This window comes from Mitsuokella multacida DSM 20544 (assembly GCF_000155955.1).
Taxonomy (GTDB): Bacteria; Bacillota; Negativicutes; order Selenomonadales; family Selenomonadaceae; genus Mitsuokella; species Mitsuokella multacida.
Genome location: NZ_GG697141.2, coordinates 699,542 through 720,686 on the forward strand (window position 1 = coordinate 699,542; position 21,145 = coordinate 720,686).

At 57.5% G+C, this 21,145-nt stretch carries 19 protein-coding genes and 1 tRNA gene; 8 read left to right on the forward strand and 12 right to left on the reverse strand.

The genetic code is table 11. The features are described 5' to 3' along the window. Positions 1-118: 118 nt before the first annotated feature. Genes MITSMUL_RS03260 through MITSMUL_RS03270 form a run of 3 tightly spaced genes read right to left on the reverse strand, consistent with a single transcriptional unit; the run spans position 119 to position 1,198 of the window. The gene (locus tag MITSMUL_RS03260; RefSeq protein ID WP_005839921.1) at positions 119-760 is read right to left on the reverse strand and encodes an ATPase; all 642 of its coding nucleotides are present in this window, start codon (positions 758-760) and stop codon (positions 119-121) included. Continuing rightward, positions 747-956 (reverse strand): hypothetical protein, encoded by a 210-nt coding sequence (locus MITSMUL_RS03265; RefSeq protein ID WP_005839922.1) that lies wholly within the window; start codon positions 954-956, stop codon positions 747-749. The genes MITSMUL_RS03260 and MITSMUL_RS03265 overlap by 14 nt, the downstream gene beginning before the upstream one ends. 44 nt (positions 957-1,000) lie before the next feature. After that, positions 1,001-1,198: a helix-turn-helix domain-containing protein gene (locus MITSMUL_RS03270; RefSeq protein ID WP_005839923.1), complete on the reverse strand. Its 198-nt coding sequence runs from the start codon at positions 1,196-1,198 to the stop codon at positions 1,001-1,003. A 540-nt stretch (positions 1,199-1,738) separates the two neighbouring features. On the opposite strand from MITSMUL_RS03270, the gene MITSMUL_RS03275 reads away from it, so the two are divergent. The 3 genes from MITSMUL_RS03275 (at position 1,739) to MITSMUL_RS03285 (ending at position 3,505) form a co-directional block, all read left to right on the forward strand. After that, a complete protein-coding gene (locus tag MITSMUL_RS03275; protein WP_005839926.1) occupies positions 1,739-2,968 on the forward strand; it encodes an MFS transporter in 1,230 nt (409 codons plus the stop codon). A 112-nt stretch (positions 2,969-3,080) separates the two neighbouring features. Continuing rightward, positions 3,081-3,356, forward strand: coding sequence for a hypothetical protein (locus MITSMUL_RS03280; RefSeq protein ID WP_005839927.1), 276 nt, complete (start codon positions 3,081-3,083; stop codon positions 3,354-3,356). A 77-nt stretch (positions 3,357-3,433) separates the two neighbouring features. Then, a tRNA-Lys gene (locus tag MITSMUL_RS03285) sits at positions 3,434-3,505 on the forward strand. Between the two features lie 288 nt (positions 3,506-3,793). Here the strand turns inward: MITSMUL_RS03285 and MITSMUL_RS03290 are convergent. Beyond that, positions 3,794-4,384, reverse strand: coding sequence for a beta-class carbonic anhydrase (locus MITSMUL_RS03290; RefSeq protein WP_050751627.1), 591 nt, complete (start codon positions 4,382-4,384; stop codon positions 3,794-3,796). A 278-nt stretch (positions 4,385-4,662) separates the two neighbouring features. Here MITSMUL_RS03290 and MITSMUL_RS03295 point away from each other — a divergent pair, with 278 nt between their 5' ends. Both MITSMUL_RS03295 and MITSMUL_RS03300 read left to right on the forward strand, forming a co-directional pair. After that, entirely contained in the window at positions 4,663-6,483 is a 1,821-nt protein-coding gene (locus MITSMUL_RS03295) for an ABC transporter ATP-binding protein (protein ID WP_005839931.1), read from the forward strand. Next, entirely contained in the window at positions 6,476-8,107 is a 1,632-nt protein-coding gene (locus tag MITSMUL_RS03300) for an ABC transporter ATP-binding protein (RefSeq protein ID WP_005839932.1), read from the forward strand. The genes MITSMUL_RS03295 and MITSMUL_RS03300 overlap by 8 nt, the downstream gene beginning before the upstream one ends. 92 nt (positions 8,108-8,199) lie before the next feature. On the opposite strand, the gene MITSMUL_RS03305 is transcribed toward MITSMUL_RS03300, so the two are convergent. From MITSMUL_RS03305 to MITSMUL_RS03315, 3 genes are all read right to left on the reverse strand, one after another. Then, positions 8,200-9,849, reverse strand: a complete 1,650-nt coding sequence (locus MITSMUL_RS03305) for an FAD-dependent oxidoreductase (RefSeq protein ID WP_005839934.1) — start codon at positions 9,847-9,849, stop codon at positions 8,200-8,202. After that, entirely contained in the window at positions 9,849-10,412 is a 564-nt protein-coding gene (gene ahpC / locus MITSMUL_RS03310) for an alkyl hydroperoxide reductase subunit C (protein ID WP_040635385.1), read from the reverse strand. The genes MITSMUL_RS03305 and ahpC overlap by 1 nt, the downstream gene beginning before the upstream one ends. A 329-nt stretch (positions 10,413-10,741) precedes the next feature. Beyond that, positions 10,742-11,719 (reverse strand): Gfo/Idh/MocA family protein, encoded by a 978-nt coding sequence (locus MITSMUL_RS03315; protein WP_005839938.1) that lies wholly within the window; start codon positions 11,717-11,719, stop codon positions 10,742-10,744. 214 nt (positions 11,720-11,933) lie between these two features. Between MITSMUL_RS03315 and MITSMUL_RS03320 the strand changes: the two genes are divergently transcribed. After that, on the forward strand, positions 11,934-12,569 hold the full coding sequence (locus MITSMUL_RS03320) for a class I SAM-dependent methyltransferase (protein ID WP_248614803.1): 636 nt from the start codon (positions 11,934-11,936) through the stop codon (positions 12,567-12,569). A gap of 420 nt (positions 12,570-12,989) precedes the next feature. Here MITSMUL_RS03320 and MITSMUL_RS03325 read toward each other — a convergent pair whose 3' ends face one another. From MITSMUL_RS03325 to MITSMUL_RS03340, 4 genes are all read right to left on the reverse strand, one after another. After that, complete coding sequence (locus tag MITSMUL_RS03325; protein WP_040635386.1) at positions 12,990-13,403, reverse strand: peptide deformylase; 414 nt, start codon at positions 13,401-13,403, stop codon at positions 12,990-12,992. Between the two features lie 2 nt (positions 13,404-13,405). Continuing rightward, positions 13,406-13,897: a MazG nucleotide pyrophosphohydrolase domain-containing protein gene (locus MITSMUL_RS03330; protein WP_005839946.1), complete on the reverse strand. Its 492-nt coding sequence runs from the start codon at positions 13,895-13,897 to the stop codon at positions 13,406-13,408. Between the two features lie 392 nt (positions 13,898-14,289). After that, positions 14,290-15,177, reverse strand: a complete 888-nt coding sequence (gene rarD, locus MITSMUL_RS03335) for an EamA family transporter RarD (RefSeq protein ID WP_040635387.1) — start codon at positions 15,175-15,177, stop codon at positions 14,290-14,292. A 130-nt stretch (positions 15,178-15,307) separates the two neighbouring features. Further along, the gene (locus MITSMUL_RS03340; protein WP_248614805.1) at positions 15,308-17,200 is read right to left on the reverse strand and encodes an OPT family oligopeptide transporter; all 1,893 of its coding nucleotides are present in this window, start codon (positions 17,198-17,200) and stop codon (positions 15,308-15,310) included. A gap of 381 nt (positions 17,201-17,581) precedes the next feature. On the opposite strand from MITSMUL_RS03340, the gene MITSMUL_RS03345 reads away from it, so the two are divergent. Together MITSMUL_RS03345 and MITSMUL_RS03350 are read left to right on the forward strand one after the other, a co-directional pair. Beyond that, positions 17,582-18,253, forward strand: a complete 672-nt coding sequence (locus tag MITSMUL_RS03345) for an NUDIX hydrolase N-terminal domain-containing protein (protein WP_244944620.1) — start codon at positions 17,582-17,584, stop codon at positions 18,251-18,253. 12 nt (positions 18,254-18,265) lie between these two features. Further along, on the forward strand, positions 18,266-20,044 hold the full coding sequence (locus tag MITSMUL_RS03350; protein WP_005839952.1) for a HAMP domain-containing sensor histidine kinase: 1,779 nt from the start codon (positions 18,266-18,268) through the stop codon (positions 20,042-20,044). Between the two features lie 358 nt (positions 20,045-20,402). On the opposite strand, the gene MITSMUL_RS03355 is transcribed toward MITSMUL_RS03350, so the two are convergent. Continuing rightward, on the reverse strand, positions 20,403-21,083 hold the full coding sequence (locus tag MITSMUL_RS03355) for a class I SAM-dependent methyltransferase (RefSeq protein WP_005839954.1): 681 nt from the start codon (positions 21,081-21,083) through the stop codon (positions 20,403-20,405). Positions 21,084-21,145: the final 62 nt, after the last annotated feature.

Here is a 21,145-nt window from a genome sequence, read left to right on the forward strand (position 1 = left end):
GATCTAAAAACTAATTTATTCTCTCCATTCAGATAACAGCAATCAACATCAAAAAGCTCCCTTGTGGGAGCTTTTTTCGTAGACAGATATTCAACTGTCAAATCTCTGATGAGATGCATTAGGTCGTAGGATGACTGGCGAAGTCTAACTTTGTGAAGGGATTATGCAGATTGAGCAGTCTTGTCTGCATGAATTGAATGCCAGTCAGTTCTTGAATGGATGCCAAATTCCAGAACAGGTTCTCTTCATAGAAGCAAGTATGAACCTTCTTGTTGAAGAAGCGGACGGGATACTGGGATGAATTGTCATAGATATTGCAAACATGGGATGCTGCAACGACGTCTTTGATGAGCTTCAGCGAACGGTTATAGCGGGAAATGATTTTCTCGACGGGAACGTCATGGCCGCCGGACTGCACGCGGCCATGTACGCGGCTGACATTGATGGCGCTGTCACATGTGAGCACGATATAGGTGCGAATAAAGAATCCCTTCTCGCTTGCATTTTGAATGAGATTGAGGTTCCGGTCCGTCGACATGACGGTCTCAAAACAAAATGGCTTACCTGCCGCGACGTGTTCCTCACGGAGCTTTGTGGCAGCCTGAGCAGCTGCAAGGTCGGTACAGCCAGTCGTCCGCTTGATGTCATCAGCATTGATGTAGTCGATGCCAATGGGTTTCAGGAGTTGTGTGATGGTGCTTTTGCCGGAGCCGTTCGGTCCAGCAAAGACCACGACCTCGGGTCGTTTAATGGTGTTCATCCAGCGGATTCCTCGTGATGGGTTTAATCTTCCGGAGTTGACCGTTCCGTTCTTCTACTAAGAACCCATCTTTCACATAGTAGCGCGGAAGGCCAAGCGCACGCGCTTTCTGGTGGTCGAGCTCTACGGCATAGGATGCCAGGAAAGACTCGCGCTCATCAGGATCTTGCGGTATCTTGATTTCATCGATTCTCATACAAAAGCCCCCTTCTCCATTTACTCTGGTCTGCCTTAGCAATGTCAATCATTTCGCTTCAGGACGATGTCGCATCCCAGAGCTTGGGCAAATCGTTCGACTGTCTCCAGTTTCGGCGAGCGGGCGCCAGTCTCAATACGAGCAATCGTCGTTTGCCCCGTCTTCATGCGTCTGGCCACTTCCTTCTGGGAGATATGCAGTTCCTTTCTCCGCTGTATCAGCTGCTCGAGAATCACACTCATGCTGCTCGCCTCCTACTCCTATTATAGCCTATCGGTGTTTAGGATACAATCCTATTTATCACTCAAATACTGCAAAGCCGCATAAATGTTGCTTTCCGATAAAATCGCCGCTACATCGGAAAAATATCGGAAAACACTCATCGACATTCTCTCATCCCCTGTGCAGCTTGGGATGGCAGGGTGCTCGCAGAGTTTTGATACTTATCGGAACTAATATATGGGAAGTTGAAAGTATGGTTCAGCATGGCGTGTGTTCTTATGGTATTCTATTTAGCTAATTTTGTGTGACTGACGACGAAGCCTTATGACAACGGCTATATTCTCGAATCGGTTAGCCTCTTGCTGTTTTATTGTTCTTTTGTATGTTTTTATCAGACTCATTCAATATTTCTCCTGATTTGTCTATTCCTAAAACAACAATGTACTTTCTTGCGATTTTGTGTTTACATTCCTACTGTAAGTGTTATAATACAAAACAATCTCACATCAATTTCATTATTTCTTATATTCATTTATCCATCTAGAAAGGACGCATGTATTATGGAGCAAAAGAACCCTCTCAAGATACCGAAGATCCTCTGGTTCCAGCTGTTTCTGCTGGCACTCGGCTATGCTTTTTACTCGGCCAACCGTCTATCCTTCGGCGTTGGCCTTAAGGCAGTTGCTGCCTCGCTGTCGCTGACTGCTGTACAGCTCGGCACGATTGGCACGATCTTTACCCTTGGACAGGCACTCATCGATATTCCCGCAGGTTATCTGGCTGACCGTTTCGGCCGCAAGCGCATGTTGATCTTCGGCATGGTCGGTCTCGGCTGCATGACGGCCTGTGTCACGACTTCGGCTAGCTTCGTCGGAGCGGCTTTCTGGCGTGTCTGCTTTGGTATCTTCGAAGGATGCTGGAACATCGTCATGTACTCGGTGGCCGGCTCGATCTTCCCAGCTGCGCGCGCTATGCTCAACGGACTCATGATGACGTTCTACTCCATCGGCGCTTATGTCGGCCCGACTTATTATGGATGGAGCTTGGAACGCACAGGCGACTGGAGCATCGGCCTGACGCATATGGGCTTTGTTACGGTCATCTTCGGCCTGCTGCTGATTTTCGGCTTCAAGAAGAAATACACTGACACTTCGACGGCCATCAAACGCATTCATCTCGTCGAGGCAGTTCGCACGGTCGGCTTCAATAAAGTTGTCTGGCTCGGTGTCCTCATCCAGATTCTCAATATCATCCCGTACTGGGGCTTCGCTTCGATGGGCCCGTACCTCTTCATGACCTACAAGGGCTTCAGCCCCACGGAAGCCGGTTCCTTCTTCGGTGCTATCTACGGGATCGGCGGACTCAGCGGTGTTGTGCTCGGCTTCTTTGCTGACCGCTTTGGCCGCAAGCCGACCATCATCTTCCTCTCAGGGCTCAACGCTCTCTGCGCATTCCTGATTTTCCATGTCATCCCGCAGACATCCATCATCCTCTACATTGTCGGCGGACTCATGGGCATTGGTCTCCATGCCATCTATGTGCTTGGCTACACGATTGCCCAAGATGGTGTCAGCACGAGCCAGATTGGTCTAGCTACCGGCATTGTCGGCGCATCGAGTTATTTCCTCTCGTTTTTCTCCGGCCCGCTCATGGGCTTCCTGACGACGACGCTCGGTCATGTGGCTGCTCTCGACATCATCGTCGTAGCATTTGAATTCTGCCTTTTCATCGTAGCATTGCTCATGAAGGAAACACAGAACCATCATCTCCGTGAAAAGGCGGATGCCTAACGATAGTTTCCCGTATCTCGTTATCTGTCATTGCAGATATATCTTCTTTTATGATATAATAAAAAATAAGCATAACTAGTAAAGATAACGAGATGAAACAGGAGGGAAAGATATGGAAATCACCATCCACCGGGCCTTGTCGCAGCTCAAGACGACGCAGGTTCTCGATGCCCTCTCCAATAAGGACAGCAAGAACCTCGACCCAAGCCAGGTCAACACGATCACCGAGGCGTACCAGCAGAACAAGTTTCGCCAGCTCGTCGACCCACTGGACCTTGCCGAAAAGATCCGCAAGACTCACGACAATCTCGATGCGCTGTCTGTCGGTATTGACGCATTCCTTTCGGAATCAAACGCCATCTCGCATATCGATGTCGACCTTGGCTGAGATAGACTGTGGTCCCATGCCGAAGTCCAGCATCCAGTGTATCTTTGTCGATGAGATGTAAAAGATGATCGACTCCATACAGAATAGCTCAGTGGTTCGAGCACAAGGCTTTTAACCTTGGTACGTGGGTTCAAATCCCGCTTCTGAAATACGACCGAACGCAACGCGCAACGCTTAACGGACAACGCTTAACGTACAGGAATTCAACGCTCTTTCGGTTAACGCATAACAATCAGGCATCAAAGAAGGGCTTGGCAATCAGAAGGATTACCCTGAAATGGTTTTTCGGTTCTGCCCTGCCCACGATCAAATCCTGCAGCAGACGGCATAAGGGAACTGGGCCCTTGGACACCGGCAGGCTGGTATGGGGCCACACTAAAAGGAGGACGGGAACCCGCCCTCCTTTTTGCATGTCTATATACTTGTACTTGGGAAATTTAATCTGCTATCTTCCCCAAAGTGGAATCGTCTGATGCAGTCTGAATGACATCGAGCTTCCCTGTCCGAGGATGGATCATCAGGCCATGTACCTTGATGTTCTTCGGGATGTAAGGATTGCTGGTGATCTTGGCCACAGCATCTTTGACATTTTCGACAGGATCACGGAAAGCGTTGGCCCAGACCTCGAGTTCGCCATGAATTTTGGCAATGGCGCATTCACTTACGCCATGCGCACGCATAGCAGCGGCGAGACTGTCTGCCGTCGTCTTGGCCATGCCACATTCGTAATGCCCGACGACAAAAATCTCTTCGACGCCCAGTTCATAGATCGCCACCATCAGGCTGCGAATGACCGCGTCAAATTCGCCCGTGAGGTAGTTGCCGACCGTGCGGATGATTTTAGCATCACCGCGCTGGATACCCATGGCCGGCTCAAGGATTTCCGTCAGCCTCGTGTCCATGCAGGTGAAAATCGCCATTTTCTTCTTCGGCAGCTTGCTCGCGGCAATATCCTCTTCTGTGTAGTCGTGCTTGCCATGTGCCACAAATGCCTTGTTGGCAGCCAGGATTTCTTCTAAACGATCCATTTCAGTTCCTCCTTGCATCATTGTGATGAGCTACTCTACTTGCCTACTTGATTATGGCGACGGATTTACAATCCTGCATCGCCTCCTGATAGCATGGTGCCGCAGCGGCTTCTTCTAGGATATACGAGCCTATGCGGATGAATAAATGATAATCTCATTATAACCTGAACTTCCTGACAAAGCCAGTCTATCTTACGGCAGTACCGTCTTGCTATTCACCTAGTATTCCTATGGTATCCAGTGGTATAATGGAAGAGTAATAAAATTTTGACAAATACATGCATATCGGGAAGGTGATCACATTGCAATCCCAACAGCAAACGCAGCATTGGAAGGAGCTCGGCTCGTATTTCTGGCAGGAGCGGAAGATGCTGGGCATCGTCACGGTCAGCGGGCTCATCTACAATGTCGGCATGCTGGCCGGCCCTTGGTTTGACGGCCAATTGGCGCAGTGTCTCTACGACATCGTGCAGGGTAAGCAGTCGGCGTCGGACATGTACCGGCTCTGCCTGTGCTATCTGGCGACAATCCTCTGTGTGCAGGGCGCCCGCTACATAAAGCGCCTCTACGTGCGCAAGTTTGCCAACCATGTCAGCCTGACCATGCGCGCGCGGCTCTACCAGAATCTCGTCCAGATGACGAGGGCGGCGATTGCGCGTCAGGATACTGGCAGTCTCATGACGAAGATCATCGCCGACATCGATGCTTGCGTCGAGGGCATGCGGAAGTTCACGACGGAGCTCTTCGACACCGGCGTCGTCATGGTGGCCTACATCGCCATGCTGCTCTACTACGACTGGCGTCTGACCATGCTCGTCTTGCTCTTCCCGCCGCTCGCCTACCTGCTCGCCGACCGCCTGCGCCGCCATGTCGCGCGCGCGGCGGCACAGAGCAAGGAGAGCAGCGGCGCCCTGACTGACGGCACGCTCGACCGTCTCAGGCACGCCATGACGTATCGCATCTACGGCGTGGAGGCATCAGAGGATGCGCATTACGAAACGTTGCTGACCGACTACGAGAAGAAGCGGATCCGCTCGAATCTCTTCGAGAACGCCCTGCAGCCGCTCTACCGCAGCATCGCGCTCTGCGGCACGGTCGTGATCCTCTACGAAGGCGGCAGGAATGTGCTCGGCAGCGGCATGGCATCCTGGGATATCGCCGCCTTCTCCACCTACCTCGCCTGTTTCCTCAAGCTGGCCGTCAAGTCCTCACATGCGGCCAAGCTCTTCAATGCCGTCCAGAAGGCGCAGGTTTCCTGGCAGCGCATCCGTCCGCAGCTACAGGAAAGCGCGCCGCTGACTGAGCCACAGCAGCCGTTTCCTGCTGATGTGCTGACCGTGCAGGACGTTGCCTTCACCTATCCCGGCACAGAAATGCCTGTATTCCGCAACCTCTCCTTTACGGCAAGGCCCGGCGAAATCATCGGCATCACGGGTCCCGTCGCCTGCGGCAAGTCGACGCTCGGCCGCGCCTTGCTCTGTGAGAGCCCGCACGATGGTACTATCTATTTCGGCAGTCAGGAGCTCGGCAATGGCCACGGCTCCCCCGTCGGCATCATCGGCTACAGCGGCCACAGTCCTGAGCTGTTCTCCGGCACGATTGCCGAAAACATCCAGTTCGGCTGCACCGACAGGCCGGATGATTTCCGCGCGGTCTGGCAGGCGGTCTGCCTCGATGAGGACGACCTGCCTGACGGCCCCGCAACGCGCATCGGTCCCGGTGGCCTGCGCCTCTCGGGCGGCCAGCAGGCGCGCGTCGCACTGGCACGTGCGCTCTTTGGCGGCTGCCCCGTCCTCGTCCTCGACGACCCCTTCGCCTCCGTCGACCAGAAGACCGAGGCCCGCATCCTGCAGCACTTGCGGCAAAGCTCAAACGGGCGCATCATCCTGCTGATCTCGCACCGCCTCACGGTCTTCCCACAGCTCGATCAGGTCATCTGGATGCAGCCGGACGGCGCGGTCAGGGTCGCCGATCATGCCGCTCTGTACGAGCAGTGTGACGCGTACCGGCGGCTCTACGACCTGCAAGTGCCGCAGAGCCCGGCAGAGTCCCTGCCACCGCTCGCTTCCCTTGGAAAGGAGGCGGATTCCCATGCGTGATGTCTGGCTCGCCATCCTGCGCCGCTATGCGCTGCTGTTCGCCGCGCTGCTGCTCGTCATCGCAGCCGATATCGCCGTGAATATCACGCCGCCGCTCGTCCTCCAGTACCTCGTCGACCATCTGGCCGACGGCGCGATTGCCGAGGAGACGCTGCTCTTAGTCGCGCTGCTCTACTTCGCGCTCTGCGCGGCCGGTGGCCTCGTCGATACGCTGAAAGAGACCGGCATCACCGTCCTCGGGCAGAAGATCACGCACGGCCTGCGCTCCGCCATGTGCCAGCGGCTTTCGCGCCTGCCCGCTGATTTCTTCGTGCAGCACGAGTCCGGCGCGCTTTCCTCGCGCTTCATCAACGATGTCGATACGCTCGAGAGCCTGTTCGACTCCGGCGTCGTCAGCATGATTGCCGACGCCTGCACGATCCTGGCCATCCTCGCCGTCGTCAGCCAGATCAGCGGCGGACTCGGCATCCTGCTCGTCATCGCTCTGCCACTGCTCTTCCTGCTGACGCGCTACTTCCAGCGGCGCATGCGCCAAGCCCAGCTCGACAACCGCGCAGCCGTCGCAAAGACGAGCGCCCTGATTCCTGAGACGGTTGACAACATCCGCACCATCCACCTCTGCCAACAGGAGCGCTACATGGCAGAGCGCTGCCGCGTCTCCCTGAAGCAGAGCTTCGCCGCCATGGAGCGCAGCAACTTCTGCGACTCCATTTACTCGCCCATCATCATCTGCAACTGCACGGCCATCATCTGCCTCATGATGGCGCTCTCCGTCAGCAGCAGTGCCATGCAGGCTTTATTTGGCATGACAGTCGGCAGTGTCGTCGCCCTGATTGCCTACGTGCGCCGCATCTTCACCCCGCTCGAGAGCATCGGCATGGAGATCCAGAACATCCAGTCTGCCATTGCTGGCATCGACCGGCTGCGGGAGTTCTTTGCCGCGCCGCTCGAAAGCCTGCCGCCTGCCGCCGCAAGCCCATCACCGGCTGAGCAGCAGCTGCCGCTCGTCATAGAGCATGTCTCCTTCGGCTACGGCAAGGGGCCCTCGCTTTTCCGCGATTTTTCCCTGACCGTGCGCGAAGGCGAGACCGTCACGCTGGCCGGCCGCACGGGCGTCGGCAAGACGACGCTCTTCAAGCTGATTCTCGGCCTCTACGCGCCGCGGACCGGCAACATCCGCATCTGCGGGCTCGACCCGCGCGCCATCCCCGCTGAAAAGAGGCGTCCAATCTGCTGCTGCGTCGAGCAGGGATTCACGGCCATCGACGGCAGCGTGCGGGACCAGATTACGCTGCGCGATGCGCGCGTCACGGAGGCTGCCGTCCAAGAGGCGCTGGCGCTCACCGGCATGGCAGAGGTCTGCGCGCAGCTGCCGCAGGGGCTCGCGACGCCATTTTGCCCAGCACTCTTCTCGCAGGGACAGCGCCAGCTGCTCGGCATCGCGCGCGCCATCGCGCTGAATCCCCGCCTGCTGCTGCTCGACGAGATCACCGCCAATCTCGATGCCCTGACTGAGCGCCAGATCATCCGCGCCCTTCAGGCCGCTTCCAAAGACCGCGCCGTCCTCTCCATCTCCCATCGCCTCTACGAGGCAAGCGGAGGGAAGATCATCACCTTGAGCTGAATACAAAAGAGGCTTCCTGTCTCCGGCACAGCCGGAAGGACAGGAAGCCTCTCGTTCTTGAATGGACATCAATCAGAAGCAGAACATCGCCCTCAGGTTCGAGCCGCTTCCATCAGGTCGAGCAGCTGGGCAGCCGTCTTCTTGCCGAAGTGAGGGCCGTCCTCATTGATGAGAAAGCACGGTACGCTCATGACCTGATACGCCTCACGCAGTGAGGGATAGAGGTTGAGGTCGTAGACATCCGTCGTGATTCTGGGATTCAGGGTCGCAAGGCGCTGAGCCGCTGTGACGAGCTCTGGACAGAGCGTGCAGGACAGGCTGACGAAGATGCGCAGATGACAAGGCGTATCCCAGTCGAGCAGACGCTGGCGCAGTGATTCGTCCAAGGCCTGTCCCGGCCCTGCCGCATTGTAGAGGCCCAACACAAAGGAAGTGAATTCATGGCCGCCCGGCACGCCATGAAACGCGATGCCGACAGGCTTGCCGCCGCAAAAGACGCGGACGCAGGGGCGCTCGTCTTCGGCAGCAGCCTCCTCTGCTGGCATGCGCACGACCTGAATCTTATCCGTCAGGCGCGCGAGCTCGTCCACATACGATGCGAGCTCGCCGCTCTTGGCCGAATCATTCAGATAAAGGCGCAGTTCCAGGCCGCGTTCCATGCGGGCAAAGACCGTCTGCAGCTGCCGGACAATCTCCGGCTGAAAGAGCTGACTAGATGCGCTCTCTGCTGCAGGCTCCTCCGGTTCGGCAACAGCGGGGCGCAGTGGGCGGATGCCCGTCTTCTTCTGCATCTGCAGTGCATAGCGCTCGAGCTCTGTCGCAGCCAGGGCCCCGTCGCCAGCCGCCGTGATGCACTGGCGCAGCGGTTTGATGCGGATATCGCCAGCCGCGTAAAGGCCGTCACAGGATGTCTTCATCGACGCATCCGTGATCACATATCCCTTCGGGTCGAGTTCGGCAATGCCCCGGATCAGTTCTGTCGCCGGCTCATAGCCAGCAAAGACGAAGACGCCAAACGTGCCCTTCCCCGCATCATACGTCTTGGTTTCCCCGGTCTCGGTATCCCGGCAGGTCAGGCGACGCAACAGGGTATCTCCCTCGACGGACTCCACGACGGTGTGCGTCCGCACGGTGATGTCCGGATGGTTGCGCGCTTCATCAGCCGTAGCCTTGGCACAACTGAAATCATCGCCGCGCACCAGGCAGGTGACATGGGATGCGTACTTCATCAGGAACACACTCTCCTCGGCTGCTGCATAGCCGCCGCCGACGACAAAGACCTGTTTGCCACGGAAGAATTCCCCATCACATGTCGCACAGTAGGCAACGCCGCGGCCGCGGAAGGCCTCCTCTCCAGTAAAGCCCGCAGAGCGAGGGCGCGCTCCGGCGGCGAGCAGGACGCCGAAGCAGGAGAGGATGCCCTGCGTGGTGTGCAGGGTCTTGATATCGCCGCTCATGTCGAGAGCAGTGACCTCTGCTATCTTGAATTCTGCGCCAAAAGCTTCGGCTTGCTGGCGCATGTTCTCAGTCAGGGCCGCTCCACTGATGGACGCAATGCCCGGATAATTGACGACGCGATCTGTGATGGTGATCTGGCCACCGAAGTGTTCCTTCTCGATCACCAGGACGCGGTAGCAGGCCCGTGCCAGATAGATGGCCGCTGTAAGGCCGGCCGGACCGCCGCCAATCACGATGACGTCGTAAAGCTCCCGTGCAGGAGCTTTGGCTGGTACTTCCGCCATCAGAGCGCTCCCACGAGGTCAAGGCTCGGCTTCAGGGTCTCGGCGCCCGGCTGCCATTTGGCAGGGCAGACCTCATCCCCATGTTCGTGGACGAACTGGCAGGCCTGCACCTTGCGCAGCAGTTCCTCGGCATTGCGGCCGACATTGCCCGCATTGACCTCATAAGCGACAATCTTTCCCTCCGGATTGATGATAAAGGTCCCGCGCTCTGCAAGACCAGCCGACTCAATGAGCACCTCGAAGTCGCGTGCCAAAGCGTGCGTCGGATCGGCTACCATCGGATACGTGATCTTGGCAATGCGCTCCGAATGGTCATGCCATGCCTTGTGGACAAACTCCGTATCGCACGAGACGGAATAGATCTCACAGCCGAGCTTCTGGAAGGCATCATAGTGATTCTCCAGGTCTTCGAGCTCCGTCGGGCAGACGAACGTAAAATCGGCAGGATAGAAGAAGAATACACTCCACTGGCCAAGAAGATTGTCCTTCGTGATGGTGCGGAACGCATTATTCTGATAGGCTTTCACCGAGAACTCGCTGACTTCTTTGTTGATCAATGACATAAGATACTCCTCCTTTTGATACCAGTAATGCTTCATTAGCTTACTGTTTTTACTTCTAAATAATGATAATTAATATCATTTAAAGGAATATCATATCATGCGGCCACAAAAAAAGCAAGCATATTTTTTTGAGAATATGCTTGCTGCAAGCTGTTCATGGTTCCGAATCGCGGGACTGCCAGACCTCGTGCGTCAGGAGGTCCATGCACGAGATGCGGCCTTCACTGAGGAAGCTGCCGGTGTCCATGAGAATGACGTGCCCATCCGCGAGGACATGCTATGGATATCCCCCATGGCCAGTAAGCGCTTCATCGCCTGTCACCACCTGTTCACTCTTCCTCTGGATAGCGCATGCCCCAGTCCCTGCGAACTTTGGTCAGCAGGGCCATGACGTCGACGGTGTAGTCAAGGTGCATGAAGTCCTCACTGCCGGCGACGGTGCGCTCCATGTCTTCAATCTCGTAGCAGAGGGCATTGGCCGTCTCGCCGGCGACAATTTCCTCCTTGTGGCCATCCTCGGTCCAGGTGATGACGGCCTTGTCGCCGCGCGGGTACTCCATGAGCTCGATGTAGGCCTTGTCAAAAGAAATCATGCCGCGCTTCGGCTGCTTGGCGTGCAGTGAGAGCATGACGGTCGCCATCTCGCCCTGCGCATTCTTCAGAAGCATGCTGGCCTGCTCGTCGACGCCAGTCGGCGCGTAGAGGACCTGCGAGGCGATTTCCTGCGGGCAGGAGCTCATGAACCAGCGCACAAAGGACAGCGCGTAGACGCCGATGTCGAGCATTGCGCCGCCCGCGAGATTGCGGTTGAAGAAACGGTTCTTCATGTTGTAGGGCTTGTAGCTGCCGAAGTTCATCGTGATGAGGCGCAGCGGGCCGAAGTCACCGCGTTCGATGCGCTCGCGCAGCGCGCGGTAGATCGGCATGTGGTAGATGGTCTGCGCCTCCGCGAGCACGACATGATGCTCCATCGCGAGCTTGACGGCCTCTTCGAGCTCGTAGTAGTTGAGCGTGATGGACTTCTCGCAGAGCACATGCTTGCCCGCGGCCAATGCTTGGCGCAGGTACTTGATATGCGTGTTGTGCGGCGTCGAGATGTAGATGATGTCGACATCCGGGTCCGCAAACATATCTTCCGGCTTATCATAGACCTTGCCGACGCCGTACTGCTCCGCAAACTTCACGGCCTTCTCGTGCGTGCGGTTGCCGACGGCGTAGAGATTGCCGCCGAGCTTCTGCATCGCCTCCGCAAGCTGATGGCCGATGACACCACAGCCAAGCGTGGCCCATCTGTACGTTACTGCCATAAGGATTCCCCCACTCTCTTACTAACAAAATCACAAAATTCGTATATTCTCAGCATAGCAAGAAACCGCTCCGAAATCAAGAATCAAGATGGAACAGGTCATGCCAGCAGTTTGCCTTTGCGCCCGCCATCCGTTACAATAAGATAGAAAAAGCGCATGACAGCAAGATTGCAAGATAGACAGAAAGGAATCGATTACGATGACAAATGACGAGATGATCCAGCAGAAAAAGATCACGAATGCCGGCAATCCGGCCAAGCCGACGGGCGAAGCCGGCGAAAAGATGCTCGCGCGCATGAACGAGAGCCACGCCGCCCTCACGGCCTGGGGCCTCTCCTTCTTCCACTGGCAGGGCGATGAAAACGTCCTCGACATCGGCTGCGGCGGCGGTGCCAACCTGCGGCGCATGAGCGCGCACATCAAGAACGGCCATCTGACCGGCGTCGACTACGCCAAGACCTCCGTCGATACTTCGCGCCAGACGAATGCCGCCGATATCGCCGCCGGCAAGATGACGGTCTGCGAGGGCTCCGTCGAAGCCCTGCCGTTTGCTGACGATGCGTTTGACAAGATCACGACCGTCGAGAGCTTCTACTTCTGGCCCACCCCGCCCGAGAACCTCAAAGAAGTTCGCCGTGTCCTCAAGAAAGGCGGCACCTTCCTGCTCATCGCCGAGATCTACGACCATCCGGGACTCAGCGAAGAAGTGCAGGAAAACATCAAGAACTACCGCCTCTACAACCCGACGCCAGAGACCTTCGAGACCATCTTCCGCGCCGCCGGCTTTAGCGCCGTCACCATCCACATCGAAGACGAGCACGGCTGGATCTGCGTAGAGGGAGTGAAATAAGGAAGTTACGCTAGCCAAAAGAAGACGGACAGGAGTTATCCTGCCTAACGTTCCGCGCAGCAGGCTGAAGCTTCACTTATAGGCAGGATAACTCCTGTCCTCAGGCTTGTACATGGACAGATGCTTTTTGTGTTGTGCGAGGGCGAGGATGTCAACAGGAATCTGCCTGAATCTGCCAGAATGATGAAGACAGCCGGGAATGGCTGGGCATAAGTGGAGCTTTCAGCGGTCTGCGTGAAGAACCGATTTTTTGCCGACTAGAATCCTTACAAAAGAGTGTCGTTCAAGCGAAGCGCGTTTCGCTCTTTTGTAAGGATATTTTTATGGCAAAAAATCGGTTTAGCAGACCGCTGAGCGTAATGTTGCCCAGCCATTCCCGGCTGTCCTGCACAGTGTACCTTTGGCGCTGCGTATTTTTTATCAGATCAAGATTCCCTCGCAGTGGTCCATCTCATGCTGGACAATCTCTGCGGGGAAATCGCGGAAGACCTGTTTCTGCTTCTTGAACTTGAGGTCGCGATACTCCACCTCAATCCACTTATAACGTGTTGTCGGCCGCTCGCCGTCAAGGGACAGGCAACCCTCGCTCACGTTGTACACTTCCTTCGAATGGCGGATGACCGTCGGATTCAGCATCGCCAGATAAGCATGGCCGACGCGGATGGCAATGATGCACTTGCGCTCGCCGATCATGTTCGCCGCCAACCCGACACAGCGGTCGGCATTCGCCTTGAGCGTGTCGATGAGGTCCTCTGCAATCGGCACATCCTTGCGCTGCGCCGGAACCGACGGCTGCGCGAGGAAAAACGTATCGCGTACAATGTCACGTATCATTTTCATATCCCCTTTCGTTTCTTTGCCTGCTCAATCAGAGCAGACGCTTCCTCAAACGCATGCGGCAGGTAGTCCTCCTCCCACTCGCGTCCCTTCTTCTCCTGCGCCTTGATCTCCTTCCAGCCCGTCAAAGGCTTGCCCGTATCATCGAGCATCGGCTCGTGGAAGACATGCGGATGGCGACGCACCATCTTCGCCGCCGCAGCCTCCGCCACATCCGCCAGCGAAAAGAGCCCTTCCTCCTGCGCCAGCTGCGCATGAAAGACCACCTGCAGCAGAAGGTCGCCGAGCTCCTCCTTGAGATTCTCAGCCCTGCCCGTCTCCCGCAGGATATCGATCCCCCCAAGCACCTCCGCCGCCTCCTCAATGCAAGCCGGCTTCAAGCTCTCATGCGTCTGCACCCGGTCCCAAGGACATCCCCCCGGCCCCCTTAGCTGCGCCACAACCTCACAAAGCCGCCCGATCGACTCCAACCGATTCTTCTCTTTATCCATCAGATTCTATCCTTTCTTATCTGTTCAATCTTTTCTCAAATACGTGTGAGACTAAGGGAAAGGTGGGATCATGCCTATAAGCGCAGCTTCAGCCTGCTGCGCGAAGCGTTAGGCATGGTCCCACCTTTCCCGCCTTATCTTGCTATAGTACTGCAATACCATCTAACACACAAGCCTGAGGACCGGAGTTATCCTGTCTATAAGTGGAGCTTCAACCTGCTGCGCGGAACGTTAGGCAGGATATCTCTGGTCCGCATCCCCTTGCAACAGCATGAGCGCAGCTGCCAACACACGAGCCCAAGGTCAGAACGGCCCCTGTCTATAAGCGTAGCTTCAGCCTGCTGCGCGAAGCGTTAGACAGGGGCCGTTCTGGCCGTCTCCCTTTGCCAGGCTTATCTTCCCCGCAAGCTTTCCGCCACCGTAAACAGCACGATCGCCGCCCACACGAAACCGAGCGCACTGATCTGCGCCATCCCGAACGTTTCGTGAAAGAAGAAAATCCCGAGCAGCAGGCCGATTGTCGGGCTGATGTACTGGAAGAAGCCGAGTACGTTAAGTGGCAGGAGATTCGCTCCGTACGAAAACAAGACGAGCGGCACCGCCGTCACCACGCCCGTTCCCATGAGGTAGAGCGCGAGGTCCGGCGTCGCCAGCGAGAAGTGATTCGCAGGCGACATCATGAGGATGCCGATGTACGGCACAGCGAACGGCACCATCAGCAGCGTCTCAAGCGTGATGCTCGAGAACGGATTGAGGTGCAGCTGCTTCTTCAGCGCACCGTAGACCGAGAACGACACGGCGAGCACGACTGCCACCCATGGCAGCTTGCCGAGCTGATACGTCATGAGCACAATGCCGATGGCCGCGAGCAGCAGGCTGATCTTCTTGAGCCCCGAGATGCGCTCGCGGAAAAAGACAATGCCGAACAGCACGCTCATGAGCGGGTTGATGTAGTAGCCGATGCTCGTATCGATGACATGCCCGTGATTGACCGCCCAGATGTACGTCAACCAGTTCAGGCTGATGGTGAAAGCTGCCAAGAGCAGGATGGCCCCGCGCTTTTTGTTCTGCCAGAGCGCGCGGCAGTCCTCTTTGAAGCTCTGCCAGCGCTTCGTCACCATGAGCACGACGACCATGAAGATGAACGACCAGATGATGCGGTGCGCGAGGATCTCGTTGGCCTCCGCCCGTGCGAGGAGATTCCAGTAAAGCGGCAGGACACCCCAGATCAGATACGTCGACAGTGCCGCCATCATGCCCGTGCGGCGTGCGTGATTCATTCTTATCCCTTTCCTTCCTAGTTCTTTCCCAATCAAGACTATCTATTCAGTATAGCACAAAAGCCAGCCCGCGGCGCGGAAAACGCACCGAAGCTGGCTTTTGTTGACCTTATATGTCTATCGACTTGATTCAATCCTGCTTGACTGCGTGCTTGGCCATCGCGTAGAGGAAGATGCAGAGCACGAAGTAAGCGACGATGCCTGCGAATGTTGCGGCAGGCGAAGCGGCCCAGGCCTTGGCGAACCAGTCGATGCCTGCGATGTGCAGGACCGCACTGATGAGGCTGCCGATGGCGCCGCCCGCGACGAAGCCCGAGGCGACCGTATTGCCCTCGCTGAGGCGCTTGGCGTTGACCTTTGCGTCATCGCTGCTATGCGAGACGAAGTACGAGATCAGGCCGCCGACGAGGACCGGCGTGTTGATGCCCATCGGCAGATACGAGCCGAGTGCGAAGGCAAGCGGCGGGATCTTCATCATCCAGAGCAGGACTGCGAAGAACGCACCCGCCATGTAAAGCGGCCACGGCGCATCGCCACCGTCCATCATCGGCTTGACGATGGCGGCCATCGCATTGGCCTGCGGCGCTGCGAGCGCATCCTCGCCCGTGAAGCCGTAGGCGTAGTGCATCAGGAAGACGACGCCGACCGAGACGATGCCCGCGAGCACGATGGAAACGAGCTGCCACTGCTGCATCTTCTTCGGCGTCGCGCCCGTGATGTAGGCGACCTTGAGTTCCGACATGAAGTTGCCCGAGACGGCCAGCGTCGCGCAGAGGAAGGCCGCCATCATGAGGATCGCGATGATGCCCGTCTTGCCCGACATGCCGACGCCGCCCATGACGACAGCCGAGACGATGATCATGAAGATCGTCATGCCGGAGACCGGCTCATTGCCCGTGAAGGCGATCGAGCTGATGCCGACGACCGAGAGCATCAGCGCAAAGAGCACGACGAGGACGAACGCAATGACCGTCTGCATCAGGCTCTCCGAACACATGACATGGAAGAAGACGGCAAACAGGATGGCCATGAGCAGGCTGCCAAAGACGATCTGCGTCATCGGCAGGTCCTGCTGCGTGCGCAGCAGCGTGCCCGTAGCGGCCGAACCCTTCGAGAAGAGGTCCGCGATGGCGCGCTTGACGACGCGGACGACGACGCCCGACATCGAGAGAAGGCCGATGATGCCCGACATGGCGAGCATACCGATGCCGATGTGGCGGACGTACTGCGAGAAGACCGCATCGACCGGCGCATTCGCGAGCAGCATCGTCTCGCCGCCGACGACCATCGTGTGGTCGCCGCCGAGGTAATAGGCGACCGGGATGCAGACGAGCCACGAGAAGAACGAGCCCGCCGCGATGATGGCCGCGTAGCGAAGGCCCGTGAAGTAGCCGATGCCGAGCAGTGCCGCATCGTTGTCGAGGCTGAAGACGAGCTTGTACTTGTCCGCGAGTACCTGGCCCCAGTGGAACGTCGTCGTTGTCAGGAGCTCCTGCCACCAGCCCAGCGAGTTGAGCACGAAGTCGTAGACGAGCGCGACCGCACCGCTCAGGAGCATCAGATGGGCTTTCGTGCCCTCATCCGACTCGAGCACCTCAGCTGCCGCACTGCCCGACGGGAACGGATAGACGCCGTCCATCTCCTCACAGAAGTAGCGGCGGAAGACCGTCGCCAAGAAGACGCCGAGCACACCGCCGAGCACAATCGGGATGGCCATCTCGATGAACGAGACATCCTCGATGTTCAGGATGTAGAGCGCCGGCAGGATGAACATCGCACCGCCGATGATGTTCGTGCCCGCGCTCGCGATGGCCTGAATGTGGACCGTCTCCGGGAAGGCGTTCTTGCGGTGGAAGAGCACCGCCATGCCCATGGCCAGTACCGACACCGGCGCAAAGGCATCGACCGTCTGTCCGATCTTCAGACAGAGATAGCCGACCGCCAAGGCAAACAGCACCGAGAAAAATAATCCCCAGAAGACGACGTACGAGTTGATCTCCTCGTACGTTTTCTGAGGTGACATCCGTGGTGCATACGGACGCCGCGACTTGTTTTCATCTGACATATAAATCCCCCTCATTCGCATTCTCAGCGCGTCACTGTCCATTCAACATGGATATGCGCACCTATCCAGTTTACGCCAGACACCCGGAACTGTCAAGAATGTAAAACACCATTTGCCCCTTATCCAATAAGGAAGATGCGACGATAAGAGCGTGGTTTTTCGTCAACCGTCCTATTGGTGTGCACAGCTTATGTCCTTTTGTAAAAGACATTTTGCATATAAATTTGCATATAAAAATGAGAATTAGAAGGAAAATATGCACTTTTGTCGAATGAGGACTTAGAATCATATCACAAGGAAAGAAATAAAGATGGACTAGAGCGAAAGGAAGATGTCGACATGTCATCGGATACGAGAAATACGAGAGTGATGGAAGAGCGCGTCGTGACGGCGGGCCAGCAGCAGTGGCTCGACTGGATCGTGAGGATCCAGAGCCTCGCGCAGGCCGGACTCCACTACGGCCATGACCGGTTCGACCTCGAGCGCTATGCCGAGCTACGCGACATCGCAGCCAAGATGATGGCCGCCCAGAGCGACCTGCCGCTCGCCAAGGTCCGCCAGCTCTTCTGCAACGAAGAGGGCTATCAGACGCCGAAAATCGACACGCGCGCGGCCATCTTCCAGGACGGCAAGCTGCTGCTCGTGCACGAAAGCACGGGCAAATGGAGCCTGCCGGGCGGCTGGTGTGACGTCGACCAGTCGGTTGCCTCGAACACCATCAAGGAAGCCAAGGAAGAAGCCGGCCTCGACGTCGCCGTCGAGCGCGTCATCGCCATCGACGACTGGCGCAAGCACAACATCCAGAACAATCCCTACGGCATCATCAAGATTTTCTCGCTCTGCCGCGTGCTCGGCGGTACCTTCCAGCCCAACATCGAGACGACCGAGGCGCGCTACTTCGCCCGCCACGAGCTGCCCGAAAACATCGCCGAAGAGAAGACGAGCCGCGAGCAGATTGAACGCTGCTTTGCGGCCGCGGCTGACCCCGGCTGGCAGACGCGCATCGACTGAGGAGGACTTGCCTTGTTCCATTCCAAGATCACGCGGCGCCTCGTCACCTCCTTCCTGCTCGTCGTGCTCGTCTCCCTGTCGCTGCTCGGCATCATCCTGCTCAACTACTTCCGCGACTACACGATGCAGCAGGAAAAGAACGCCCTGATCCTCAACGCCCAGATCATCGAGACCTCACTGGAGGATTCTCTCTACAGCAGGGACGTCGCGGGGCTCCATACGACGCTGCAAGAAATCCATGAGGAGACCTCGCTGCGCGTGACAGTCATCGATGCCGATGGCACCGTCCTCGCCGACACAGCCGACCCAGAACAGTCCATGAGCAACCACCTCGACCGCGAGGAAGTCCAGCAGGCCATGACCGAATCGTACGGCCTCGCCATCCGGCAGAGCGATACCCTGCACGAGAACCTCATGTACGTCGCCGTGCCGGTCTATCGAAATGGCCAGCTCATCGGCATCATCCGCACGTCCTCCTCGCTCGCCTCGATGGAACAGTCATACCACACGGGCCTGCGCGTCATCCTCTCCGCCCTGTTCTTTGCCCTGCTCGCCGCGCTCATCATCGCCATCTGGCTCGCGCACCGACAGGTCCAGCCCATCCGCTGCCTGAGCCTCGACGCGATGGAGATCGCGAGCGGCAACCTCCACAAGCGGCTGCAGTGGCACAGCGGCGATGAGTTCGATACACTTGTCCAGACCATCAACCAGCTGACGCGCAACCTCTCCGCCAAGATCCAGGAGTCGCAGGCCGAAGCCGAGAAGATGACCCTGATCCTCAACAACACCGACAACGCCATCATGCTCATCGACGAGCGCGGCCTCATCGTCGGCACCAACCGGCAGGCCGAAGAGACATTCCACCTGCAGGGCAACGCCCTGCACCGCCACAGCATCCACGTCATCGGCAGCGCCGAGCTCTCCGAGGCCGCGCAGGAAGTCTGCCGCCAGGGCAAGGCCCAGACCATCACCCTGACCATCCACGACGGCAGTGCCGCGCAGACCTTCCAGGTCTTCCTCGCGCCATTCTACGACGGCCCCGACGAGCTCGTGCTCGCCGTCTTCCACGACATCTCCCTCCTGCAGGAGATCAACCAGCGCCAGGCCGAGTTCGTCAGCAACGCCGCCCACGAGCTCGCCACCCCGCTGACCTCCATCTCCGGCTTCGCCGAGACCCTTTTAGACGACGACTTCAAAGACCCCGAGGCCAGCCGCCATTTCATCGGCATCATCTACCGCGAAGCCCAGCGCATGAACAGCCTGATGAAAGGCCTCCTAGAGCTCGCCCGCCTCGACAGCACCCACGGCAAGACCAAGATCAAGCGCCGCCCCGTCGAGGTCAACACCATCCTGCACCAGACCGTCGAGCAGCTGCAGGCCAAGGCAAAGAGCAAGGAGCAGACCCTCATCGAAGAACCCGCCCCCATTCCCCTCTACGTCCTCGCCGCCCCCGAGCTCTTCGGGCAGATCCTCTACAACCTGACCGAGAACGCCATCAAGTACACACAGGAGGGCGGCACCATCCACCTGAAGAGCCGGCAAGCCGCCAACCAGCTCGAGCTCACCGTCGCCGACAACGGCATCGGGATCGGCCCCGCCGACCTCCCGCGCATCTTCGACCGCTTCTACCGCGTCGACAAAGCCCGCGCCCGCAAATCTGGAGGCAACGGCATCGGCCTCTCCCTCGTCAAATTCCTCGTCGAACTCTTCGACGGCACCATCGAGGTAACAAGCCAGCTCGAAAAAGGCACCACCTTCACCTTGACCTTCCCCCTCACAACGAAATCATAACAAGACACAAAAAATAGGCTTCCCAAAAAATAGAAGCCTATTTTTTCTAGCTAGAAATATAAAACGATACTCAGCTGCAAGAGCAAGGCGACCGCCCAAAGGGCCAGTCACCGCGCGTCCAGCTAAGTCCGGAAAGCCCCTAGCGATAACGCTACTCAGGGCGAGGGGATACCTGCCGCCTGCAGGAGCGCAGTGACTGCCCGCAGGGCTGGTCCCCAAGTAGATCGCGTCAAGACTCTGCGATGTCAAAGCGCCGCGGCAGGCGGCGAAGTGCCAATCCCCATCGCATCCGCATGGGGACCATTTTAGCGGAGCGACGAAGCCGGCAGGTATCCCCTCGCCCACGCTCCAGCCCCACTCATTTCCTGCAGACAAATCCCGCAAACGACCCCGTCCGCGTGACCTTGACCTCGCGGTACATGCTGCGCAGCCGCTCCTCGAGGCTCGCCGCCGTATCGAACGGCGGTGTGAAGAACCCCATTGGCACGCAGAACGCCTGCACGAAGAGGTCCGTGATGCGGTTCTGCCCCTTGATGTAGCAGCAGCCCGTGAATGTGCCGCCCTTCTTGAGCACGCGGTACGTCTCATGGAATGCGGCCATCTTGTTCGGGAACGCATGCAGCCCGTTGAGCGAGAGCACGCAGTCGAACGAGCCGTCAAGGTACTGCAGATTGCCGACGTCGCCGCGCACGAACTCCACCTGATGCAGGCCGCGTGCCGCCGGCGACTCCATCGCCTGCTGCAGCATCTGCTCCGAGTAGTCGAGGCAGACAATCTTCGCCGACTTCATCCTATGGTAATGCGGCAGCGAGAGCACACCCGTGCCGACCGGCACCTCGAGCAGCGTGCCAGAAAAGCCCTTCGGGATGCCCTGGAACGCCTGCCGGACGAACGACTCATAGCGCGAGCCGCTGAGCTGCCAGAAAAAGCGGTTGGCCAGCCTGCCGAGCAAGCTCTCGTTCTTCATCATGCCATCATAGCCCTTGGAGAGCTGTCCGACTACCGCATACGCATTGTGCACGATCTGTTTGCGTTCCATCTTATCCCTCACCTTTCGCACTGCCTGTCATTCCGTCTCATATTACTTTTATTTTATCATGC

What these genes read in the sequence shown, in the direction of transcription:
- MITSMUL_RS03320 (WP_248614803.1), top strand. Translation starts at nt 11,934, where the DNA reads ATGATCCAGCAGAAAAAGATCACGAATGCCGGCAATCCGGCCAAGCCG.
- MITSMUL_RS03290 (WP_050751627.1), bottom strand. Translation starts at nt 4,384, where the DNA reads ATGGATCGTTTAGAAGAAATCCTGGCTGCCAACAAGGCATTTGTGGCA.
- MITSMUL_RS03280 (WP_005839927.1), top strand. Translation starts at nt 3,081, where the DNA reads ATGGAAATCACCATCCACCGGGCCTTGTCGCAGCTCAAGACGACGCAG.
- ahpC (WP_040635385.1), bottom strand. Translation starts at nt 10,412, where the DNA reads ATGTCATTGATCAACAAAGAAGTCAGCGAGTTCTCGGTGAAAGCCTAT.
- MITSMUL_RS03295 (WP_005839931.1), top strand. Translation starts at nt 4,663, where the DNA reads ATGCATATCGGGAAGGTGATCACATTGCAATCCCAACAGCAAACGCAG.
- MITSMUL_RS03305 (WP_005839934.1), bottom strand. Translation starts at nt 9,849, where the DNA reads ATGGCGGAAGTACCAGCCAAAGCTCCTGCACGGGAGCTTTACGACGTC.
- MITSMUL_RS03275 (WP_005839926.1), top strand. Translation starts at nt 1,739, where the DNA reads ATGGAGCAAAAGAACCCTCTCAAGATACCGAAGATCCTCTGGTTCCAG.
- MITSMUL_RS03270 (WP_005839923.1), bottom strand. Translation starts at nt 1,198, where the DNA reads ATGAGTGTGATTCTCGAGCAGCTGATACAGCGGAGAAAGGAACTGCAT.
- MITSMUL_RS03325 (WP_040635386.1), bottom strand. Translation starts at nt 13,403, where the DNA reads ATGATACGTGACATTGTACGCGATACGTTTTTCCTCGCGCAGCCGTCG.
- MITSMUL_RS03315 (WP_005839938.1), bottom strand. Translation starts at nt 11,719, where the DNA reads ATGGCAGTAACGTACAGATGGGCCACGCTTGGCTGTGGTGTCATCGGC.
- MITSMUL_RS03300 (WP_005839932.1), top strand. Translation starts at nt 6,476, where the DNA reads ATGCGTGATGTCTGGCTCGCCATCCTGCGCCGCTATGCGCTGCTGTTC.
- rarD (WP_040635387.1), bottom strand. Translation starts at nt 15,177, where the DNA reads ATGAATCACGCACGCCGCACGGGCATGATGGCGGCACTGTCGACGTAT.
- MITSMUL_RS03340 (WP_248614805.1), bottom strand. Translation starts at nt 17,200, where the DNA reads ATGTCACCTCAGAAAACGTACGAGGAGATCAACTCGTACGTCGTCTTC.
- MITSMUL_RS03330 (WP_005839946.1), bottom strand. Translation starts at nt 13,897, where the DNA reads ATGGATAAAGAGAAGAATCGGTTGGAGTCGATCGGGCGGCTTTGTGAG.
- MITSMUL_RS03260 (WP_005839921.1), bottom strand. Translation starts at nt 760, where the DNA reads ATGAACACCATTAAACGACCCGAGGTCGTGGTCTTTGCTGGACCGAAC.
- MITSMUL_RS03355 (WP_005839954.1), bottom strand. Translation starts at nt 21,083, where the DNA reads ATGGAACGCAAACAGATCGTGCACAATGCGTATGCGGTAGTCGGACAG.
- MITSMUL_RS03345 (WP_244944620.1), top strand. Translation starts at nt 17,582, where the DNA reads ATGTCATCGGATACGAGAAATACGAGAGTGATGGAAGAGCGCGTCGTG.
- MITSMUL_RS03265 (WP_005839922.1), bottom strand. Translation starts at nt 956, where the DNA reads ATGAGAATCGATGAAATCAAGATACCGCAAGATCCTGATGAGCGCGAG.